The sequence below is a fragment of the Rhodococcus qingshengii JCM 15477 genome, from assembly GCF_023221595.1.
GTDB lineage: Bacteria > Actinomycetota > Actinomycetes > Mycobacteriales > Mycobacteriaceae > Rhodococcus_F > Rhodococcus_F qingshengii.
Map to the genome: position 1 here is coordinate 4,936,588 of NZ_CP096563.1, position 16,662 is coordinate 4,953,249.

General features: G+C 64.0%; 17 protein-coding genes. 8 read left to right on the forward strand and 9 right to left on the reverse strand.

Annotated elements, in window-relative coordinates; all coding sequences use genetic code 11:
• The first annotated feature begins 144 nt into the window (after positions 1-144).
• The 4 genes from M0639_RS22510 (at position 145) to M0639_RS22525 (ending at position 4,437) form a co-directional block, all read left to right on the forward strand.
• Positions 145-1,272, forward strand: coding sequence for a citrate synthase 2 (locus M0639_RS22510; protein WP_003940025.1), 1,128 nt, complete (start codon positions 145-147; stop codon positions 1,270-1,272).
• Between the two features lie 63 nt (positions 1,273-1,335).
• Entirely contained in the window at positions 1,336-2,457 is a 1,122-nt protein-coding gene (gene serC / locus M0639_RS22515; protein WP_007733484.1) for a phosphoserine transaminase, read from the forward strand.
• 200 nt (positions 2,458-2,657) lie between these two features.
• On the forward strand, positions 2,658-3,599 hold the full coding sequence (gene sepH, locus M0639_RS22520) for a septation protein SepH (RefSeq protein ID WP_064073980.1): 942 nt from the start codon (positions 2,658-2,660) through the stop codon (positions 3,597-3,599).
• A 52-nt stretch (positions 3,600-3,651) separates the two neighbouring features.
• Positions 3,652-4,437, forward strand: coding sequence for a DUF6928 family protein (locus M0639_RS22525; protein ID WP_064073979.1), 786 nt, complete (start codon positions 3,652-3,654; stop codon positions 4,435-4,437).
• A gap of 20 nt (positions 4,438-4,457) precedes the next feature.
• Here M0639_RS22525 and M0639_RS22530 read toward each other — a convergent pair whose 3' ends face one another.
• The 3 genes from M0639_RS22530 to M0639_RS22540 are packed head-to-tail and all read right to left on the reverse strand — an operon-like array spanning position 4,458 to position 6,160.
• Positions 4,458-4,718, reverse strand: a complete 261-nt coding sequence (locus tag M0639_RS22530) for a DUF2537 domain-containing protein (RefSeq protein WP_030535366.1) — start codon at positions 4,716-4,718, stop codon at positions 4,458-4,460.
• The gene (locus M0639_RS22535; protein WP_003939731.1) at positions 4,715-5,521 is read right to left on the reverse strand and encodes a TrmH family RNA methyltransferase; all 807 of its coding nucleotides are present in this window, start codon (positions 5,519-5,521) and stop codon (positions 4,715-4,717) included. The genes M0639_RS22530 and M0639_RS22535 overlap by 4 nt, the downstream gene beginning before the upstream one ends.
• 48 nt (positions 5,522-5,569) lie before the next feature.
• Positions 5,570-6,160, reverse strand: a complete 591-nt coding sequence (locus M0639_RS22540; RefSeq protein ID WP_037128521.1) for a TetR/AcrR family transcriptional regulator — start codon at positions 6,158-6,160, stop codon at positions 5,570-5,572.
• Between the two features lie 70 nt (positions 6,161-6,230).
• On the opposite strand from M0639_RS22540, the gene M0639_RS22545 reads away from it, so the two are divergent.
• A complete protein-coding gene (locus tag M0639_RS22545) occupies positions 6,231-6,779 on the forward strand; it encodes a hypothetical protein (RefSeq protein WP_003940103.1) in 549 nt (182 codons plus the stop codon).
• Here the strand turns inward: M0639_RS22545 and M0639_RS22550 are convergent.
• The 3 genes from M0639_RS22550 to M0639_RS22560 all read right to left on the reverse strand — a co-directional run bounded on the left by M0639_RS22550 (position 6,763) and on the right by M0639_RS22560 (position 10,126).
• A complete protein-coding gene (locus M0639_RS22550) occupies positions 6,763-8,070 on the reverse strand; it encodes an MFS transporter (RefSeq protein ID WP_007733487.1) in 1,308 nt (435 codons plus the stop codon). The genes M0639_RS22545 and M0639_RS22550 overlap by 17 nt on opposite strands.
• Before the next feature lie 104 nt (positions 8,071-8,174).
• Positions 8,175-8,606 (reverse strand): MarR family winged helix-turn-helix transcriptional regulator, encoded by a 432-nt coding sequence (locus M0639_RS22555; protein WP_003939901.1) that lies wholly within the window; start codon positions 8,604-8,606, stop codon positions 8,175-8,177.
• A 65-nt stretch (positions 8,607-8,671) separates the two neighbouring features.
• Positions 8,672-10,126: an NCS2 family permease gene (locus M0639_RS22560; protein ID WP_003940242.1), complete on the reverse strand. Its 1,455-nt coding sequence runs from the start codon at positions 10,124-10,126 to the stop codon at positions 8,672-8,674.
• A gap of 102 nt (positions 10,127-10,228) precedes the next feature.
• Here M0639_RS22560 and M0639_RS22565 point away from each other — a divergent pair, with 102 nt between their 5' ends.
• Together M0639_RS22565 and M0639_RS22570 are read left to right on the forward strand one after the other, a co-directional pair.
• Positions 10,229-10,486, forward strand: a complete 258-nt coding sequence (locus M0639_RS22565) for a DUF2530 domain-containing protein (RefSeq protein ID WP_007733492.1) — start codon at positions 10,229-10,231, stop codon at positions 10,484-10,486.
• Between the two features lie 90 nt (positions 10,487-10,576).
• On the forward strand, positions 10,577-11,617 hold the full coding sequence (locus M0639_RS22570) for an iron-siderophore ABC transporter substrate-binding protein (protein ID WP_082893142.1): 1,041 nt from the start codon (positions 10,577-10,579) through the stop codon (positions 11,615-11,617).
• Here the strand turns inward: M0639_RS22570 and M0639_RS22575 are convergent.
• The 3 genes from M0639_RS22575 to M0639_RS22585 form a co-directional block, all read right to left on the reverse strand.
• Positions 11,607-12,158: a phosphatase PAP2 family protein gene (locus M0639_RS22575; protein WP_042921691.1), complete on the reverse strand. Its 552-nt coding sequence runs from the start codon at positions 12,156-12,158 to the stop codon at positions 11,607-11,609. The genes M0639_RS22570 and M0639_RS22575 overlap by 11 nt on opposite strands.
• Before the next feature lie 6 nt (positions 12,159-12,164).
• Positions 12,165-14,837, reverse strand: coding sequence for a sacsin N-terminal ATP-binding-like domain-containing protein (locus M0639_RS22580; protein WP_064073978.1), 2,673 nt, complete (start codon positions 14,835-14,837; stop codon positions 12,165-12,167).
• Positions 14,838-14,905: 68 nt separating this feature from the next.
• The gene (locus M0639_RS22585; RefSeq protein WP_030535360.1) at positions 14,906-15,727 is read right to left on the reverse strand and encodes a DUF3027 domain-containing protein; all 822 of its coding nucleotides are present in this window, start codon (positions 15,725-15,727) and stop codon (positions 14,906-14,908) included.
• Between the two features lie 38 nt (positions 15,728-15,765).
• Here M0639_RS22585 and M0639_RS22590 point away from each other — a divergent pair, with 38 nt between their 5' ends.
• Positions 15,766-16,596 carry a glutaminyl-peptide cyclotransferase gene (locus tag M0639_RS22590; RefSeq protein ID WP_075834166.1) on the forward strand — a complete coding sequence of 277 codons (831 nt, stop codon included), beginning with the start codon at positions 15,766-15,768 and terminating at the stop codon, positions 16,594-16,596.
• Positions 16,597-16,662: the final 66 nt, after the last annotated feature.

Here is a 16,662-nt window from a genome sequence, read left to right on the forward strand (position 1 = left end):
GCGACAGCGCCGAATCGGGACGAGACGATTGCGCAGTACAAAACACGGTGCGTGCTCATCCCTGCGAGCACCGAGGCGCAGTCACTGAAGCTGAGGCAGTGCGACTGTAGACCTGGCGCACTCGAACGAGGAGAGTCCACGAGAATGGCAGCGAGCGCAGCAATACCGGACGATTTTGTGAGCGGACTCGAAGGCGTCGTCGCCTTCACCAGCGATATCGCAGAACCTGACAAGGACGGCGGCGCACTGCGCTACCGCGGAGTCGACATCGAAGACCTGGTCGGCCAGAGGGTCACCTTCGGCAACGTATGGGCCCTTCTCGTCGACGGCCGCTTCGGCCCCGGCCTCCCGCCGGCCGAGCCGTTCCCCCTCCCCATTCACACCGGCGACGTCCGTGTCGACGTTCAGGCCGGACTGGCGATGCTGGCTCCCATCTGGGGCTACCAGCCGCTCCTCGACATCGATGACGAGACCGCCCGCGACCAGCTCGCCCGCGCATCCGTCATGGCGCTGTCGTACGTCGCGCAGTCCGCTCGCGGCATCTACCAGCCGGCAGTCCCGCAGAGCCGCATCGACGAGGCCAAGACCGTCACCGAACGCTTCATGGTTCGCTGGAAGGGTGAGCCCGATCCGGCACACGTCGAGGCAATCGACGCGTACTGGGTCTCGGCAGCCGAGCACGGCATGAACGCCTCCACCTTCACGGCCCGCGTCATCGCCTCCACGGGCGCCGACGTCGCGGCTTCGCTTTCCGGCGCCATCGGCGCGATGTCCGGCCCGCTGCACGGCGGCGCACCGGCCCGCGTTCTTCCGATGATCGAAGAGACCGAGAAGACCGGCGACGCCCGCGCACTGGTCAAGGGAATCCTCGACCGCAAGGAAAAGCTCATGGGCTTCGGACACCGCGTCTACCGCGCCGAAGATCCCCGTGCACGCGTGCTCCGCGCCACGGCCAAGCGCCTCAACGCTCCCCGCTACGAGGCTGCCGCAGCTCTCGAGCAGGCTGCACTGGCAGAACTGCGTGAGCGTCGTCCCGATCGCGCGATCGAGACCAACGTCGAGTTCTGGGCCGCCGTCATCCTCGACTTCGCCGAGGTTCCCGCGCACATGATGCCTGCCATGTTCACCTGTGGCCGCACCGCCGGCTGGTGTGCACACATCCTCGAGCAGAAGCGTCTCGGTAAACTGGTACGCCCGGCCGCCATCTACACCGGCCCGGCGCCCCGTACTCCGGAGTCGGTCGAGGGCTGGGACCAGATCAGCCACGCGTAGTACCCCGCTCGAATTCGCCAATCACGGCAGTACAGAACACAAGTGAAGGAACAGAAAGAAGCGATGACCTCCACACCTATCATCCCCGCCGACCTCAAGCCCGCCGACGGACGCTTCGGCTGCGGTCCTTCCAAGGTTCGCCCCGAGCAGCTGCAGTCCCTGGTCGAGGTGGGCGCTTCGGTGTTCGGCACCAGCCATCGCCAGAAGCCGGTCAAGAACGTTGTGGCCAGCATTCGTTCCGGCCTCGCCGATCTGTTCTCACTGCCCGAGGGCTACGAGGTCGTCCTCGGCAACGGCGGAACCACTGCGTTCTGGGATGCGGCCGCATTCGGCCTCATCCGCGAGAAGTCGCTGCACCTGACCAACGGCGAATTCAGCTCCAAGTTCGCTTCGGTCGCCAAGGCCAACCCGTTCATCGGTGACCCGATCGTCGTTTCCGCCGATCCGGGCAGCGCACCGGTGCCGGTCTCCGACCCGTCCGTCGATCTCATCGGCTGGGCGCACAACGAGACCTCCACCGGTGTGTCGATCCCCGTCTCGCGTCCCGCGGGTTCGGAGAACGCACTGATCGCCATCGACGCCACCTCGGGCGCCGGCGGACTTCCGGTCAATGTCGCCGATTCCGACGTCTACTACTTCGCTCCGCAGAAGTGCTTCGCTGCAGACGGCGGACTGTGGATCGCGCTGATGAGCCCGGCCGCCCTCGAACGCGTCGCGGAGATCAAGGATTCGGGACGCTGGACGCCTGACTTCCTCTCGCTGCCCATCGCCGTGGACAACAGCTCCAAGGATCAGACGTACAACACCCCGGCCCTGGCCACCCTCTTGCTCTTCGCCAACCAGATCGAGTGGATGAACAGCAACGGCGGCCTCGACTGGACTACCGCTCGCACCGCGGATTCGTCCTCGCGCCTGTACAACTGGGCCGAGGCCAGTGAGTTCGCAACGCCGTTCGTCGCTGATCCGGCACACCGCTCGCAGGTTGTCGGCACCATCGACTTCAACGACGACGTCGACGCTGCCGAGGTGGCAAAGATCCTGCGCGCCAACGGAATCGTCGATACCGAGCCGTACCGCAAGCTCGGCCGCAACCAGCTGCGCGTCGGCATGTTCCCGGCCATCGACCCCGATGACGTCACCGCTCTCACCAAGAGCATCGACTGGGTCGTTTCTCAGCTCGGCTGATTTTCACATTTGCTTCACCGCTCGGCCCCCGGCATGACGTCGGGGGCCGAGCGTCGTTTGCGCCAGGCCTTGTGAGCTACCACACCGGTGGGCGGATCCGAGGTCATCTCGCCCTGCGTGTCCTGCCGAGTCCATGGTCACGAATGAATTACAGTTGAGCGCGGCGCAAAGTCGCGAGCCGGCGCGATAAGGAGGTCAATGTGCGAGAGCTTCGAGTGATCGGACTTGAACCCGATGGATCGCACGTGGTGTGCGCAGATGCTGAAACCGGCCAGAAATTCCGGCTTCCCGCCGATGACAAACTTCGTGCAGCTTCCCGCGGAGACGTGGCTCGACTCGGCCAGATTGAGATCGAAATGGAAAGCCAACTCCGTCCCCGCGAAATTCAGGCGCGCATTCGTTCCGGTGCTTCCGTAGAGCAGGTCGCCGAAGAAGCGAAGATCCCCATCAGCAAGGTCGAGCGCTTTGCGTACCCCGTTCTGCTCGAGCGCTCCCGCGCCGCGGAAATGGCGCAGGGCGGACACCCGGTGCGCGACAACGGTCCGACAGTTCCCACCCTCTCCGAAATCGTGACCCACGCATTCCGCGCCCGCGGCCACAGTATCGACGAGGCCACCTGGGATGCCTGGCGCGACGAGGACAATCAGTGGGTCGCGCAGTTGCAGTGGCAGGCCGGCCGCACCACCAACGCCGCGCACTGGCGCTACCAGCCCGACGCGCACGGCGGAACGATCGTCGCACTCGACGACGCGGCATTCGACTTGATCGATCCCGACTTCGGTCGCCCGCTCCGCGGCCTGGTACCGGTGGTCTCGAACGAGCCGCAGCAGCTCGAACTGTCCCGATTCGACGTCGAACCGGTGGCGGAGATCGAGCCCGAGCCCGCAGCAGTTTCCGAGCGGACAGCAGTTTCCGAGCGCACAGTAGTCCCCGAGCGGACGGTGGTGGCGGAACGGATCGGGGCGCCCGAACCGATTGCTGTCGAGCCGGAAACCGTCGTCACCGAAGAGGTTCCCGAACCCGCACCGGATGTGACCCCGAAAACCGCTCCGCAGCAGACGCAGACCAAGGACAAGCGCGGACGGCCTGCTCTTCCCTCGTGGGACGACGTACTCCTCGGGGTCCGCAGCAGCGGTCGCTGACCCGAAGGAAAGTATTCTTCTTTCGAGCGAGGCTGAGGAGAGAGGGCTGCCGGTGGCTGCACGGGTATCGACGATCTGGTTTCTGGGCGGCGCAGACGCTCGCACCGAATTGAGCAGGTACCCACAGCCGGATCAGACCGAGGCCCTGAAAATCGCCATGTCGCTGTACCCGGACAAGGAGTTCGAGTCGCTCGGGCCTCAGCCGCTGTCGATGGCCGCGACGGTGAGCCCCGGCTACGTCTTCGTCGGCGCGTACGGTCGAGTGAGTGTCGTCTGCAGCACCGAACTCAGCACCTTCGTCCCCTCGAAACTGCCTGATTCCTGGCACCTTTCGGCAGAGGGTGGCTCGACGCTGTTGATCAGCTCCGTCCCCGAAACCGCGCAGGGTTCGTTTGCACTGTGGGAGGACGGCGAGCTACGACGCTCGTTCAGTGCCATCCCGATCGACATCGTCGAAAATCTGGGGATCCCACAGACCTGGGAACTGGAATTCTGGGCCGGCAACCATCCCCTGCGTTACCCGCCCGGGATCCTGCCTGATCCGCAGTCACTTCCGTTCCACCCGCAACAGTTCGCGGAGTCCGCCAACCTCGAGTGGCTGGGATTTCGATACACCGGCGCGCCGCGAGAACACGAACTCGACACAACGCAGATTCTCCTGTGGGGCTTCAAGATTCACCGACCCGGCGAGGCACCCAAACCTGCACCCCCAGCCCCCGCGCCGATGCCCGAGCAGGCGCCGACAGAGGTACCCATGCCCGAAAACATGCCGCCGATCCACGACGCACCGGTGGCCAAGCCGCGCGGCCGCCTCGCTCGGTACTTCGGCTTCAAGTAGCGCCGAGCAGCCTCACAGGTTCACGCGGCTATCGCTGCGATCCACCCGAGCGGTACGCCGGCTACCGCGCCGTAGACCACCCATCGCCAGACGGGGACGGCTCGCCAGCGCCAGACGGTCGGCGCAAGTCCGCCTACCGCAATGACATTGACGACAACCGCCAGGAGCACGTTCACGTTGCCCAGCGCGACACAGAACGCCGCGACGGCACTGGTCGAGAGCATGGCTGCGAACACCGACACCGCGATTCCGGTGAACCAGGGCGTGCGGTCCTGAGTCACCGGCCGGTCCTGACACGTTCGTAGAAGGCCATCGCCGCTGCGGTCGCGACGTTGAGCGAGTCGGTGCCGGGTGCCATCGGTATCTTGGCACGAATGTCGGTGGCCCGCATCGCATGTTCGGTCAAACCTGGCCCCTCGGCGCCCAGCAGTAGCGCTACCTTCTCCCCGGTCATCGCTTCGGCCAAAGTGACCGCTTCCGGATTCGGAGTCAAGGAAATGAGCTGAAAACCGTTGCCACGCAGCTCATCCAAGTCGTGTGGCCACTTTGCCACATGCGCGAAGGGCACTCGCAGCACGTGCCCCATCGACACACGGACCGACCGCCGGTACAGCGGGTCGGCACAACCCTTCCCGAACAGAACTGCATCGACACCGAGCCCCGCCGCGTTGCGGAACATCGAGCCGAGATTCTCGTGATCGTTGACGCCTTCGAGAACCACGACGGTCTTCGCGTCCTTCAACACGTCCGAGACCGCGAGCGGTGCCGGGCGCGCTGCTGCAGCGAGGACGCCGCGGTTGAGGTGAAATCCGACGACCTCGGCCATCACTTCGGCGCTCGTACGGTAGAACGGCACGTCCACACCGTCGAGATCGTCAGCGAGCTCCAGGAGCCGTCGTTCGACGCCGAGGAGACTGATCGGCTCGAACCGCGAAGTCAGCAGTCGCTGAGTGACGAACACTCCCTCGGCGATGACCAGTCCCTTGCCCTCCGGCAGGTCGGGGCGCCGATCCGAAGAGTTGAGATCGCGAAAGTCATCCAGCCGGGGGTCGGCGGGATCTGAGATGTCGATGACGTGAACCACGGGTCTATCGTGCCGTACGCACCGCAAGCCCCCACCACTACTCCCGACCTAGCGCAACAGCGTGACAAAATGCGCGTCGAGCACCTGGCTGATCACCTCTGGATTGGTTCGCTCGGGATTGTCGACGCCGTGCGACGCGAGCCCGTCGGCGAGCGCATGCAATCTCATCGCCTCGATGTCGACCGAGGCACCCGGCCGTAGAAAACCCGCTCGATGCGCCGCTTCCACGAACGAACGAAAGTGCTCGAACAAGGTCCGGTCTGTCTCGTCACGCACGGCCGTCAACGCCGAATCGGTCTGGGCGGCAGCAGCAAAGGCCTCCCAAACCTGCATTTCTTCACGCCGATCTTGGTCGAGGGGAACGAACTGATCGGTGAACTGACGGATCGCGCGGCGGATGTCGGGATCGAAGTCGATGCCGGCAATCCTTTCCTCCACCCGGACGGTCACGAGCGTCATCGCGAACAGCAAGAGTTCGGACTGCGTCGCGAAGAAGTGCCGTAGCGACCCCGTCGACATCTTCGCCTCGTCCGCGACCGCCCGGACGCTGGCGCTCGCCACACCGTCTCGACGGATCACACGCCACACGGCCTCGGCGATCTCTTCACGCCGCTCATCCGGACTGCTACGTTTCACCACTTCACAAAACTAACACAGCTGTGCTAGTTTTCGATCACTAACACAGTCGTACTAGAAATGAGCTGATGTCATGATCGTCCACTTGATCATCGCGTGCGAAATCATGTTCTGGGTGTTCATCGCCGCAGGTCTCGCGGCCCGCTATCTACTGCGCCGCAAAACGCTGGGCGCCGCACTGCTCATCTGCGCGCCCCTGGTGGATGTCGTACTGCTCGTCGCCACAGCCCTCGATCTTCGTGGCGGTGGCGAGGCGAACTTCACCCATGGGCTTGCCGCGGCCTACATCGGATTCTCCGTCGCGTTCGGACACAGCCTCATCTCCTGGGCCGACGCCAGGTTCGCCTACCGATTCGCCGGCGGCCCGGCTCCCGTCGCACCACCCAAGTACGGGAGTGCGCGAGCACTGCGCGAATGGCGCGAGTTCGGCAAAGCCGCGATCGCCTGGGCCGTCGCGTGCGGACTTCTCGGCGCGGCCATCTTCCTCGTCGACGACCCCACCCGTACTGGAGCCCTCGACGGATGGATCAGCAAGCTGACAGTGGTACTCGCAATCTGGGGAGCAATCGCCCTGAGCTACACGGTGTTTCCCAAGCGTGAGAAGGTCACGGCGCGCGGCTAGCCTCGACTGCCTGTTCGGTCGCGTCGCATACGATCACCGGACGCAGGACGAAAACCGGCAGCCTGCCACCGTCTTCCGGTCGCGCAAGACGAAGTTTCAGCCCTTCGCTGCGTAGCAGGTACACCCCGGCCACAGTGCCCGAGACGAGCGAGATCACTCCGCCCACGATCAAGGGCGCACGTGGGTCCACGGAGTCGGCGAGCCAACCCAGCAACGGGCTTCCCAGCGGTGTGCCACCGAGGAAACTGAGCATGTAGATACCCATCACCCGCCCGCGCATCTCGGAAGGCACCGACATCTGCAGGATGTTCATCGCGGACGTCGTGAACGTCAACGTCAGTGCGCCCGTGGGGATCAACATCAGCGCCACCAACGCGTAGGTGGGCATCAATCCCACCGCGACCTCGAACACACCGAAAGCCACGGCGGCACCGAGGAACGTCCGCAACCGCGGCGCTTCCTTCCGTCTTGCGGCGTACGCAGCGCCGGCAAGGGTGCCCACGGCGAGCGTCGTGGACAGCAATCCGTAACCGTCGGCCTCGAGACCGAACGTGTTGCGCGCCATCACCGCCAGGCTGATCGCGAAGTTCAGGCCGAAGGTCGAGACCATGAAGACCGACACCATGATCACGCGAAGGTCCTTGCGGCCCCATACATATCGGAACCCGTCGCGCACCTGCCCCTTGGTGCGCGGGGCCGGTTCCGACGGGATCAACTCCTTCTTGTTCATCAGGTAGAGCGCGATGAGCACCCCACCGAATGTCGCGACGTTGAGCAGGAACACCCACCCTGTTCCGATCAGGTTGATCAGCACACCCGAGATGGCCGGACCGACGATGCGGGCCGTGTTGAACGTCATGGAGTTGAGCGCGATGGCGTTGGACAGGTGTTCCTTGCCCACCATTTCGATGGTGAACGATTGACGCACGGGTGCGTCGAGCGCCGAGACACAGCCGAGGGCAAAGGCAATCAGGAAGACATGCCACAACGCGACGAGCCCACCGACGTCCAGCAGGCCCAACACGAGTGCGCATACCGCACTCGCCCACTGCGTGAAGATCAGGATCCGACGCTTGTCGTACCGATCGGCCAGCACCCCACCCCACACCGACAAGAACAGCGTCGGGCCGAACTGCAAGGCCATGACGATGCCCACCGCCAGCGCGTTGCCGTCCGAGAGCGTCAGTACCAGCCAGTCCTGGGCGATGCGTTGCATCCACGTGCCGACCAGAGAAACGATCTGTCCGGAAGCCCAAAGGCGGTAGTTGCGGTTGTGGAGCGCGGCAAACATGCCGGAATCGGGGTCTCGGGGCACCCCACTATCTTGCCCCTCGAGTAATTCGTTTGGGCAACGACCTCTAGGTAGCGGAGCTACGCGACCTCTAACTCACGGAGCTACTCCGTCTTGTTGACCATCTCGGTGATGATCTCGACGGCACCGCGCAGCGTCGCGAGTTCTTCGCCACCCAGCCCGGCCAGCTGCTCGTTCATCCACGCCTCACGCGCATGAGTTTCGTCCGCGAGCAACGCCTGCCCGGCGTCGGACAGATTCACGATGATCTGACGACCATCCGTGGGATGCGGCGAGCGCTCGACCAGACCGAGCTCGGCGAGAGAAGCAACAACGCGCGTCATCGACGGCGGCTGCACTTTCTCACGTGCTGCGAGTACGCCAGGAGTCATCGGGCCGTACTGATCCAGGCTCGCCAAGGCGGACAGTTGCGTCAGCGATACCTGAGCGTCGACTCTGCGGCCGCGCAGATGCCTGGTGAGACGCACTACAGCCAGGGAAAGATCGCTGGCCAGCGCACGAGTTTCGGTGGTCACGCGTCAGACAATACGTCAAGAGCTGGCCGGTAGCTCACGTAATCGAATACCGGTCAACCCTGATTTCACGTAAGGGCGTCGGTAATGGGTCCGACAGTGAAGTAGGCCACAAAAAGTGCCGCCACGATCCAGAGCAACGGGTGGATCTTCTTGATACCACCGCTGGCAGCGTGCAGGACCACCCATGAAATGAAGCCGACGCCGATGCCGTTGGCGATCGAGTAGGTGAACGGCATGACGATCATGGTCAGGAACGCCGGGAGAGCAACCGAGAACTTGGTGAAATCGATGTCTCGGACCTGCCCGATCATCAGCGCACCGACGACGACGAGGGCAGGCGCAGCTGCCTCGATCGGCACGACGGAGTAGAGCGGCGTCAGGAACATCGCGACGAGGAAGAGCAGTCCGGTCACGACGTTTGCCAGGCCCGTGCGGGCGCCTTCGGCGATACCCGACGCGGATTCCACGAACACGGTGTTCGACGACGCCGAAGCGCCACCGCCCACGATCGCGCCCGCGCCTTCGACGACAAGCGCGCGACCGACGTTGGGGAGGTTTCCGTCCTTGTCGGTCAGGCCGGCTTCCTTACCGAGACCCGTCATCGTGCCCATGGCGTCGAAGAAATTCGCGAGCACGAGGGTGAAGACAAGCAGGCTGGCGGCCAGAACACCGATGCGGGTGAATGCGCCGAAGATGCTGACGTCGCCGACCAGGCTCAGATCAGGCATACCACCGAGCATCTCCGGGATCGCGGGGATGCTGAGGTTCCAGCCCTTGGGGTTGGTTCCGAGCGAGGGTCCGACGTCGGCAACTGCCTCGATGATCGCGGCGAGGATCGTCGTGACGACGATGCCGATCAGCAGTCCACCACGAACCTTGCGCACTACCAGAACACCCATGAGCAGCACACCGAAGATGAACACCACGGTCGGCCACGAAGCGATGGAGCCGTTGATTCCGAGTCCGACGGGAACCGTCGTACCGGCGGCATCGGGGATACGGCGGACGAATCCGGCGTCGACCAGTCCGATGAAGGCGATGAACATGCCGATACCGGCCGCGATCGCGGACTTCAATGCCGAGGGAATCGCATTGAACACCGCAGTTCGGAAACCGGTGAGTGCCAACAGAACGATGATCACACCGTCGATGACCACCAGGCCCATCGCCTCGGGCCAGGTGACCTGAGGTGCGATTGTGACGGCGAGCAGGCTGTTGATGCCGAGACCCGCGGCGATGGCAAACGGATAGTTGGCAACGACACCGAAGACGATGCTCATCAGGCCGGCAACCAGAGCGGTGACCGCAGCCACCTGGTTGACCGGAAGGATGTTGCCGAGAACGTCGGTCTTCGCTGCAGCGTCGTCAGCCGAGAAACTGCCGAGGATCAGGGGGTTGAGGACCACGATGTAGGCCATCGCCACGAAGGTGACGACACCGCCGCGAATCTCGGTCGAGATCGTCGACCCTCGTTCGCTGATCTTGAAATAGGTGTCGAGGATCTTGCCGGGTGCCGCCATGTTTGTTCTTTCCCCATCGCTGTAGGTCGCCGTGTGCCGGCGCACATGAAGCCGGTCGCACTAGGGAGAGTAGGCCACCGGGGTACGGGTAGCGTTAATTTTGTGACGGAGACTCGCAACACAACAGGCCTGATCGGCAAATTGTCCGCACCCGCGCCGGCACTGATCATCGGCACCGCGTTGTGGGTGATCGCCACGATCGTGGTCGCGGTGAGCGGCGATCGTTGGTCGGATGCACTCCCGATCTGTTACGCGGGTATCGGAGTCGGCTTCCTCGGCTTCGCTCTGTTCTCCATTCAACGACGCGCAGCTGTGCGCGGTGACAAGGGTGCACAGCAGGGCGCCGGTCTGGTCGACTGAGCAGGTCGATTCACCCTTTCAGCATGGTAAGCCTACCCTTCACTCCAGTGTCGGTCTTAGCTTGTCAATGCTGAAAGGAACCACGTAGCCGTGAAGATCTCCCACCGAAATCGTTGGAAAAGCCGAGGACGTTGGACGAGACTGACATCCGTTGCTGTGGTCGCCCTGGTCGGCACAGCACTCGTCTCCTGCAGTTCGAACGACGACGCAGCAAGTAGTCCGTCGAGTTCCAATGGTGGCGCCTTCCCCGTCACGATCGATCACGCTTTCGGCAGCACCACGATCGATTCCGAACCACAACGGATCGTCACCGTCGGTTACAACGACGAGCAGGCTCTGTTGGCTCTGGGCATCAAGCCCGTCGGAATGGTCAACCAGTACCCGGGCGAACCGGACGTCAACCGCACGTGGCCATGGGTCACCGGCCCTTGGGGCGGAACCGAACCGACCGTCGTCGGCAGCAATCCCGAAACCACGATCAGCGTCGAAAAGATCGCTGCGCTCGAGCCCGACCTGATCCTCGCGCTCTACTCGAGCATCGACAAAGACCTGTACAGCACACTTTCCGCGATCGCCCCGACCGTCGCGAAGGATCCGGCCTACGGCGACTACGCAACTCCGTGGCAGATCACGACGAAGACCGCAGCGAAGGCAGTGGGTCGCGAAGCCGACGGCGAGAAGTTGGTCGCCGATATCGACAGGCAGTTCGCCGACGCCAGAAGCGCTCACCCGGAATTTGCAGACCAGACCGCGGTGATCATCAGCGTCGACGCGCCCCCGGAGTTCTACGCCTTCTCCTCCGAGGACGCCCGCGGACGGGTTCTCGGCAGTCTCGGATTCAAACCTGCTCCCGCGGTCGAGGCCTTGATGAACGGTGAGTTCTACGCGCCGATCTCCACCGAACGACTGGATCTTCTCGACGTGGACCGTCTCGTTGTCATCGGCAATCCCGATGCCGCACAGGCGGTCCGAAACAACCCTGGCTTCCAGCAACTCGACGTGGTCAAGGACAATCGCGTCGTCTACGTCAACGACGATCAGGCTCCGCAGGTCGGTGCGGCCTTGACCGCAAGCTCGGCACTGAGCTTGCCGTGGGCCACGAGCCAACTACTCGCCGAGCTCACGAAGTAACCAGCGCCCGGCGCTTTCTGATCTGCGCGGTTCCCCAGATCCACACCCCGGCCCACATCATCCCGAACGCCCAACCTGCCAGTACATCGGTCATCCAATGGGCAGCCAGGTAGACGCGGGAGAATCCGACGGCGATCGTGTACAGGCCGAGGCTCGCGAGCATTGCCGTCTTCGCGAGCCTCGGCAAGGCAAGACGAAGGATCACGGCGGCAACCGAAGTCGCGAGGATCGCGCTCATCATCGCGTGGCCCGACGGGAACGAATACGAATCGATTTCGATCAACCGCTCCGGCAGGGGTGGACGGGTTCGCGTGAAGATGCGCTTCAATCCGCTCATCACGAGCAGACCGGTCAACATCGATCCGGCGATCAGCAGAGCTTCGGTGCGTAGTCCCCGGACCAGAAGCACGATCGTGAGCAGCGTCGCGATCAGCCACGACGCGAGGGTTCCGCCGCTGTCGGTGATGACGTCGACGACGTCCACGAGCCACGCCGTCCGCTGACTCACTGCGCTGTCGAGTACCCACTGATCAAAAGACATCTGCCCTCACATTCCTTGCGGCAGAGTCCACGTACGCATCACGTGATGAACGCCGTCCGAGTCCACCCACCACGGCACGATCACCGTCGTCTCGACCGCCCCCGTCAGTTCCACCGACAGTTCGTGATGGATCACTACCTCGCCGCTGGGTACCTCACGGCCGAGGGCTGCGAAGCCGAGAACTGCCTGCGGTTCGTTCGCCCACGTCGTCACGACGCCGGTGCTGCTCACTCGTCCATAGACTGACGTGGACGCCGTCGCGACGTCGAGCAGATCTGCCAGTGCGTCAGCTGTCTCGAAGCTGCCGAGCACGACTCGTTGTGCAGGTAGTGCTGCTCCCAGCCACGGTCGGTCGAGAACAAGGGCGTCGCCGGGATCGACCAGATCGCCGGAAAGGCCTCGCACGAACGGAGGCAGGTGCAGTTCCTCCAGGTCGAGAACCCGTCGCTGCGCTGCCTCACCCAGCAGTCGGTGCGTCCGCGCGACGACGGCGGAGGCCGGCATCCGTAGTGGGTCGGCAAGCCGATCGAGCAGCAGCTGAGCCAGTTCCGGATCGTCGACGGTATCCGATGCCAGCAATCCGGAGAAGAATCCGGCGTCGGGGTGTTCGGCAGCATCGAGCAATCCCTCGAAGGTGCGATCGCCCGGAGCGCGCAGCAAGCCCAGCACCTCACCGCCGAGTTCGGCATTCGAACGCAACCACCACGCCGTGTATCCACGACGGTCGGTGAGCAGCGCCCGCGTCGCCGGCGACTCGACCAGCAGCGACAACGCCTGCGGCCAGCGGTCTTCGTCCACGAGGTCGAGATCGCGCACGGCTTCGATGTATTCGGGGTCCTCGTCGAGGGTGTCCCACCATGCGTCTTCGGCGTCGAGATCGTGATCGGGGCCGGAAGGCAATTCCTCACGGACCACCGTGAAACCCCACCCGACACCGACTACCCGTAGCGCCTGCTCCCCCACCCGCTGAACAAAATCAGCGTCGACGATACCGAAGGGAGAATCCTCGACCAGGACGCTTGCAAGGGGAGCTCCCGGAAGCAGAAGTTGGTCGGCGGACCGCAATTCGCCTTCCGAATCAGGAAGCAGCACTTCACCGATCCACGACGGCAGCGCCCCTGGCGCCACGTGGGCCGCCAATCCGAGCACCACTTGCGCCAACTCCGTCGCTACCGAATCATCTTGGTCCGCAGCATCTTCGATCAATGCGCGCAGCGCCGGATCGGACAGCAGGTCGGTGGCACTCGCGGTCTGCGCTCCCAATCGAGACAGCAACGGGTGAACCGCGACGGGATGAACCAACCTCGTCCACTGCACCGACGGCGCGTCTTCGCCCAGTTCGACGCCGACGACGACGGTCCGCGGCCCGGTCACCGTCCGTCCGTCGGAGAGCGGAACCGGCAGTGTTCCAAGCTCTTCCACCGCAAGAGTGTCGATCACCAAGGGCTCGAGAGCCGAATAGAGTCGATTCCACCACTTCGGTTCACGTTCCGAACCGCTGAGCAGTTCCGCGATGCGCGCGAGCCCGATGCGGTGCGTCGACACTGCCGCGAGTGCTCGCTCGTGCTTGGGGCCGGAGAGCTCGGGGACAACCAGGCCGCCGATGATATCGGTGAGCAACTCGGCAAGGTCATCACCGAGCCCGGGCACCACGGATGCTCGCTGCGGCGCGCGGTCGGGTTCACCGACCACCGGAAGCCACTCGTTTTCCTGCAGCTCCTTCAGAAGCGCTTCGCGCAGAAGCGAATCGGTTTCGCTGCGGGCAAAGGCAGGGATCGGAACGAGTGCCGTTCGCTGCCGAGGAGGTAGTGCAGCAAGGAACTTCGCGTACCCCTCGGCAAGCGGAGCGATCGGTGCAGCGGGCATGAGGCGTCGCCGATCGGGTTGCATTGCAATGTCGGCAATGATGATCGCGGGGATCGACAGTTCCTCGTCGGATCGCGTCGGCGCCCGCAGGACGTCGTCTGCGACCGGCTCGACGACCCCGTCGCGGACGGGCACCAACCATCGTGCGTTCGGCGCGGTGTACTGCCACCACGTGCGATCACCGATAGCGATCTCGACGAGGCCGGAATCCAGCACCCGTTCCGATCGCCGAAAAGTCTTCTCACCCAGACGAATTGATCCGAGAGCTGGGAGTTCGAGGAGCAGGTCGACAGCCTCACGTGCCATCTGCGAAAGCAGCGCTGCGGCATCGACGTCCGGCCGAAGCGTCAGCACCACTTCCGAATCGGCACCGTCGCTCGGCAATTCGCCAGAGGGCCACACCAAACGAAGTACGGGGACACCGGTTTCCGGCACGGGGAGTTCGCGAGACTCGATCTCGCGCAGAGTGTGCGAGGCGGAGAATCGAATCGATCCCGTCGACGAGCGCAGTTCCACCTCGTCACTGACCGAGAGAACTGCCGAGAATCCGACGCCGAACCGTCCCGTCACACCTTCGTCGGCGTCGACCTTGTTCGACGCGCGCAGCGCGGTGAGCGCATGTACACCGGGTTCGTCCAGTGGACGGCCCGTGTTCGCCACCGTCAGCGTCCGACCGTCCACGTCCACCCACAAAGAGCCCTCGACGCCCTCGCGTGCAGCTGCATCGGCAGCGTTCTGCGCCAGTTCGGTGAGCAGACGGTCGCGGTACCCGGCCTTCGCGAGGTCGGATTCCGCAGCCGCGTCTTCACGCAATCGCGTCGGAGATTCCGACCACGCGCGCAGCGTCGCCTCGCGGAGTGCGTCCGTACCGAACGGATCTTCTACTCGGTGGATACCGAATCCTCAACTGCAACAGCGCTCGACGGGCGAGCGGGCACCGCAATCAGCTCGACGGCCCCGTCGTCGAATGCGTCGAACTGCGGCGAGCCCGCACCGAGCGGCAAGCTGGTGTCCGAGTGCGCGCCACAACCGTAAGACACGCTGACCACACGGCCGTCTGCGGAGAGTTCGTTTCCGCACACACCGAACGCTGCGTGCAGCGAACCGGCGAGTGGAAGGAAGAATCCACACAGTCCACACGTCGACGGCGCGGCCTTCGCCATCTCCGACTCCGGGCCGAAGTCACCGTCGAACCAACGCTGCGCGGCATCGAGTCGGCCCTCGCGGCTCATGACCTGTTTGCGGCCGAGCCCGATTTCGAGAGCTACCTCGTCGACTTCCGGGTCACCGGTGGCGACGTAGCCGGGAACGAGGCGAGGATCCTCGGCCGGCGGGGCGAGTAGGTCACCGACGGACAGATCGCCGGGACGAATCCGCTGATCCCATGGCAGCCATTCCGGCGCAACCAACGCGTCGGGACCCGGCAACAGCGCCAACTCACTGATCGTGGCGTGGGTGTCCTCCGGTCCGGCAGCGACGACAACCGCCCACTGCCAACCGCGGTATCCCGGAATGTCTGCTGCAAATCGATGGGTGGCGGCAAATTCGTCCTCCGACGTCACGCCGAGGTATGCCCCCACACCGCCTTCATGCAGGTCGACGACTGCCTTTCGGGCAAGCTCGACCGCATCGGCCAGTACTGGGCGCGGCACTGCACGCTCTGGAGAAGTAGCAACACTCACTCCTCCAGTTTGCCGCACCACCGCAAGTCCGCAACGCACTGGGCTGCCATGCTGGGCAGATGAGTAGGTCACACGCCAATTCCGTGCGCACTTTTGCAGTGGTCGCCGTGATCGCCTCGGCCTTGGCGGGGTGCTCCGATTCCCCCGGCGCTCCCGACAACCTCACGTCCGAAACCGGCTCCGTCGAGATCGTTCGAGTGTCCGCGCACGATCCCGACGCGTTCACGCAGGGCCTCGAGATCGACGGAAACCGGTTGTACGAAAGCACCGGACGCGTCGGGCAGTCCTGGGTGCGCTCGAGCGAGATCTCCGACGAGCAGTCCCCCGCTTCGGGACCGGAAGTTGCGCGTGCCGATCTCGACCCGCCGTTGTTCGGTGAGGGCATCACGGTTGCCGGAGACACACTGTGGCAACTCACCTGGAAAGACGGCGTTGCCATCGCCCGTGACAAGGACACCTTGACCGAACGAGGGCGGTTCCCACTCGACACCGAGGGATGGGGAATCTGTTCGCTCGGGGATCGGCTGGTCTCGAGCGACGGTTCGGCCACGTTGACCTTTCGCGATCCCGAAACCTTCGCGTCGATCTCGACCGTCGACGTCACCAGATCTTCGGAGTCCGTCGGCAAGCTGAACGAATTGGAATGCGCCGAAGACGGCTCCGTCTACGCCAATGTCTGGACCACGGACACCGTCGTCCGAATCGATCCGTCGGACGGCAGCGTCACGAACGTGTACGACGCTTCGCCGCTACGCGAAGAACTCGTCGCGGACGGATCGACCAGCACCGTCGACGTTCTCAACGGCATCGCGCAGATTCCCGGTACCGATCGATTCCTGCTCACCGGCAAGTATTGGCCGCAGATGTTCGAAGTCCGTTTTGTTAACTGAGTCCGACATGACACAGGACTCGCAGGGGTGTGCGTGGTAGCCGCGCCGACACTAGGACAGAATTGA